Annotated in this window: 4 protein-coding genes and 1 pseudogene; all 5 read left to right on the forward strand. The window is 62.2% G+C overall.

Annotated elements, in window-relative coordinates:
* Positions 1-261: pseudogene (gene recA / locus JHD73_RS26750) on the forward strand (recombinase RecA); the annotation flags it as partial.
* Positions 262-357: 96 nt separating this feature from the next.
* Complete coding sequence (gene recX / locus JHD73_RS26755) at positions 358-837, forward strand: recombination regulator RecX (protein WP_199033172.1); 480 nt, start codon at positions 358-360, stop codon at positions 835-837.
* Between the two features lie 287 nt (positions 838-1,124).
* Positions 1,125-1,751, forward strand: a complete 627-nt coding sequence (locus JHD73_RS26760; protein ID WP_199033173.1) for a DUF2889 domain-containing protein — start codon at positions 1,125-1,127, stop codon at positions 1,749-1,751.
* A gap of 78 nt (positions 1,752-1,829) precedes the next feature.
* Positions 1,830-2,996, forward strand: coding sequence for an ADP-forming succinate--CoA ligase subunit beta (gene sucC, locus JHD73_RS26765; protein WP_199033174.1), 1,167 nt, complete (start codon positions 1,830-1,832; stop codon positions 2,994-2,996).
* Between the two features lie 84 nt (positions 2,997-3,080).
* Positions 3,081-3,962, forward strand: a complete 882-nt coding sequence (sucD, locus tag JHD73_RS26770) for a succinate--CoA ligase subunit alpha (protein ID WP_021196607.1) — start codon at positions 3,081-3,083, stop codon at positions 3,960-3,962.
* The last annotated feature ends 215 nt before the right edge of the window (positions 3,963-4,177 follow it).

The raw sequence follows: 4,177 nt of genomic DNA on the forward strand, positions 1-4,177 counted from the left end.
TTCGACATCCTCTACGGCCAGGGCGTGTCGCGCGAGGGCGAAATCATCGACCTGGGCGTTGAGGCCAAGATTGTTGAGAAGTCCGGTGCCTGGTACAGCTACGGCGGCGAGCGCATCGGCCAGGGCCGTGACAACTGCCGCGAATACCTGCGCGAGAACCCCGACCTGGCCCGCGACATCGAGAACAAGGTCCGCGAAGCGCTGGGCGTGACCCCGATGAGCGCAGTCGTGGCGGCCGCAGTCGAGGTTGAGGAAGAGTAATTGGGTTGGCCGCCGGCGCAGATCGGCGGCTCTATCGAGCTTCATACGCCTGCCGTCCCCCAACGGCGGGCGTTTTTCTTTGGGGCGTGAAACCACATGCCGTTGCCGCGTCAACCGCTATCACTCAAGGCGCGCGCGCTGGGCTATTTGTCCCGGCGCGAGCATAGCCGTGCCGAACTGCGCCGCAAGCTGGCGCCGCACGCCGAATCTGCAGAGGAGGTGGACGCGCTGCTGGATTGGTTGGAGGGTGAGAACTGGCTGTCCAATGCGCGCTTCGCGGAAAGCGTGGTGCACCGACGCGCTGGCCGCTATGGCACAGCCCGGTTGATGCAGGAACTGAAAACGCATCAGCTCGGCGAAGAAACGCTGGGCGAGGTGAGGGCCCAACTGCAAGGTACCGAGGTGGCACGAGCCAAGGCACTCTGGGACAAGCGCTTCGGCCGCCCACCGGCCGATCTGGCCGAACGCGCCAAGCAAGTCCGCTACATGATGGCGCGCGGATTCTCCCGTTCGGTAGTCTCGCGCATCATCTCGGGCGCAGACGAATTGCTGGGCGAAGGTGACGAATCCGACTGAACGTCGGCGATCTCCCAACAATTTGCGCGGACAATTCGTTTGCGTGCCGATCCAAGGGGTTGCACCCTGATCGGTCGTTGCAACCCTTCCGGCACCGCATTGCAGCATACGACGCAGTACAGTCGTAACGACGTGTTAAAATCCACGGCTTTGATACCGTCTTCTACTTCGGTGGCGAGGCGGTTGTGTTCGTGTGTGGTGGCTGATGCGCTGCTACATACGTCCCGTAGGCGATGCGCGAGATCCGCGTGCGCCGCCTTCATCGGTCCTATCGGTCTGTCTGGTCCATGCCTCTGTCTGCTCCCGTCCCGCGCGTCATGCGCCACCGCCGTGCCATCACGGTGGAGGCCTATTTGCGGGAAGACGGTCTGTGGGACATCGAAGCGCGCCTGACCGACACCAAGCCTCGCGATATCCCGTTGGCCAGCGGCGGCGTCCGCCCCGAAGGCCAGCCGCTGCATGACCTGTGGCTGCGCGTGACCATCGATACCCGCATGAACGTCGTCGACGCCGAAGCGTGCTCCGACTGGGTGCCGTACCCCACACATTGCGACACGATCGGCCCGGCCTACCGCAAGCTCATCGGCCTGAACCTGATGAAGGGTTTTCGAAAGGCCTCGCGTGAGAGACTTGGCGGCGTGGCAGGCTGTACGCACCTGACCGAGCTGTGCGGCGTGCTGCCGACCGCCGCTATCCAGGCGTTTGCGGGCGATGTCTTTCCGGTGCGCGACAACTCCAACGACCTCCGACCGATCGAGCCCGGCGAAAAGCCGCCTTACCAACTCCACGGCTGCCATGCCCTGCATCTCGAGGGCGAGGTGGTCCGCAAGCATTATCCGCGCTGGTACGCCTACCAGCCTGAAGCCAAGATCCAACCGCCACGCACCGAGCTGTCGCCAGAGCCCTCGTCCTGAAGGGCGTTGCGCTGCTCGCGCGCTTTTTTCGATCCTTAACATTCATCACACTCACTCTGCCTAGCAAAGGAAACACGCATGAATATCCATGAGTACCAAGGCAAGGAAATCCTGCGCAAATACAATGTGCCGGTTCCGCGCGGCATTCCGGCCTTCTCGGTCGAAGAAGCTATCAAGGCTGCTGAAACCCTGGGCGGCCCGGTGTGGGTCGTGAAGGCACAGATTCATGCGGGCGGCCGTGGCAAGGGCGGCGGCGTGAAGGTTGCCAAGAGCATGGACCAGGTCAAGGAATACGCCAGCAGCATCCTGGGTATGACCCTGGTGACGCACCAGACCGGCCCGGAAGGCAAGCTGGTCAAGCGCCTGCTGATCGAAGAAGGCGCGGACATCAAGAAGGAACTGTACGTGTCGCTGGTGGTGGATCGTGTGTCGCAAAAGGTCGCGCTGATGGCCTCGAGCGAAGGCGGCATGGACATCGAAGAAGTCGCTGAATCGCACCCGGAAAAGATCCACACGCTGATCATCGAACCGTCGACCGGCCTGACCGACGCTGACGCTGACGACATCGCCCGCAAGATCGGCGTGCCGGATGCTTCGATCGCGCAAGCCCGCCAAGCCCTGCAAGGCCTGTACAAAGCGTTCTGGGAAACCGACGCTTCGCAAGCCGAAATCAACCCGCTGATCCTGACCGGCGACGGCAAGGTCATCGCGCTGGACGCCAAGTTCAACTTCGACTCGAACGCGCTGTTCCGTCACCCGGAAATCGTGGCTTACCGCGATCTGGATGAAGAAGATCCGGCCGAAATCGAAGCGTCGAAGTTCGACCTGGCCTACATCTCGCTGGATGGCAACATCGGCTGCCTGGTGAACGGCGCCGGTCTGGCCATGGCCACGATGGACACCATCAAGCTGTTCGGCGGCGAGCCGGCCAACTTCCTCGACGTGGGCGGCGGTGCCACCACCGAGAAGGTGACCGAAGCCTTCAAGCTGATGCTGAAGAACCCGGACGTGAAGGCCATCCTAGTCAACATCTTCGGCGGCATCATGCGTTGCGACGTGATCGCCGAAGGCGTGATCGCCGCAGCCAAGGCTGTGTCGCTGTCGGTGCCGCTGGTTGTACGCATGAAGGGCACGAACGAAGATCTCGGCAAGAAGATGCTGGCTGACTCGGGTCTGCCGATCATCGCCGCTGACACGATGGCAGAGGCCGCCGAGAAGGTCGTGGCCGCAGCCGCCGGCAAGTAAGCCGCCCGCTGAACCAACCATACGCGAACGCGAGTTGCGCTCATTGAGGCAACTCGCTGCCAAAAGGCCAAAAAGGATTACAGCATGTCGATTCTGATCAACAAAGACACCAAGGTCATCACCCAGGGGATCACCGGTAAGACCGGCCAGTTCCACACCCGCGGCTGCCGCGACTACGCCAACGGCAAGGCCGCCTTCGTGGCCGGCGTGAACCCGAAGAAGGCCGGAGAAGACTTCGAAGGCATCCCCATCTACGCCACCGTCAAGGACGCCAAGGCGCAAACCGGCGCAACCGTGTCGGTGATCTACGTGCCGCCCGCAGGCGCTGCTGATGCGATCTGGGAAGCCGTTGAAGCCGAACTGGATCTGGTGGTTTGCATCACCGAAGGCATCCCTGTGCGCGACATGATGATGGTCAAGGACAAGATGCGTAAGGCCGGCAGCAAGACGCTGCTGCTGGGCCCGAACTGCCCGGGCCTGATCACGCCGGACGAAATCAAGATCGGCATCATGCCGGGTCACATCCACCGCAAGGGCCGTATCGGCGTGGTGTCGCGCTCGGGCACGCTGACGTACGAAGCCGTGGGTCAGCTGACCGCGCTGGGCCTGGGCCAATCGTCGGCAGTCGGTATCGGCGGCGACCCGATCAACGGCCTGAAGCACATCGACGTGATGAAGATGTTCAACGACGATCCGGAAACGGACGCCGTGGTCATGATCGGTGAGATCGGCGGCCCGGACGAAGCCAACGCGGCTTACTGGATCAAGGACAACATGAAGAAGCCGGTGGTTGGCTTCATCGCTGGCGTGACCGCGCCTCCGGGCAAGCGCATGGGCCACGCCGGCGCGCTGATCTCGGGCGGTGCCGACACCGCGCAAGCGAAGCTGGACATCATGGAAGAATGCGGCATCAAGACCACCAAGAACCCGTCGGAAATGGCGCGTCTGCTGAAGGCGATGCTGTAATCGGCAAGGTTTGAGGTTGTGCGAGAACGGGGGCTTCGGCTCCCGTTTTTGTTTGTACGCGACGCAGCGTGCGATGCCGGCACGACATGTGTATAAGCAAGCAAGTCACTGGCGTATTTCACGCCAAACCACAAGGACATCTTCGGGAACACTATGGCGCTCACTTCCAGCGCATTCTGGTTCGCGCTCGGCTCCATCATCCTCACCAACATCGT

Origin of the sequence: Ralstonia sp. ASV6, assembly GCF_016429285.1 — a bacterium.
GTDB lineage: Bacteria > Pseudomonadota > Gammaproteobacteria > Burkholderiales > Burkholderiaceae > Ralstonia > Ralstonia flaminis.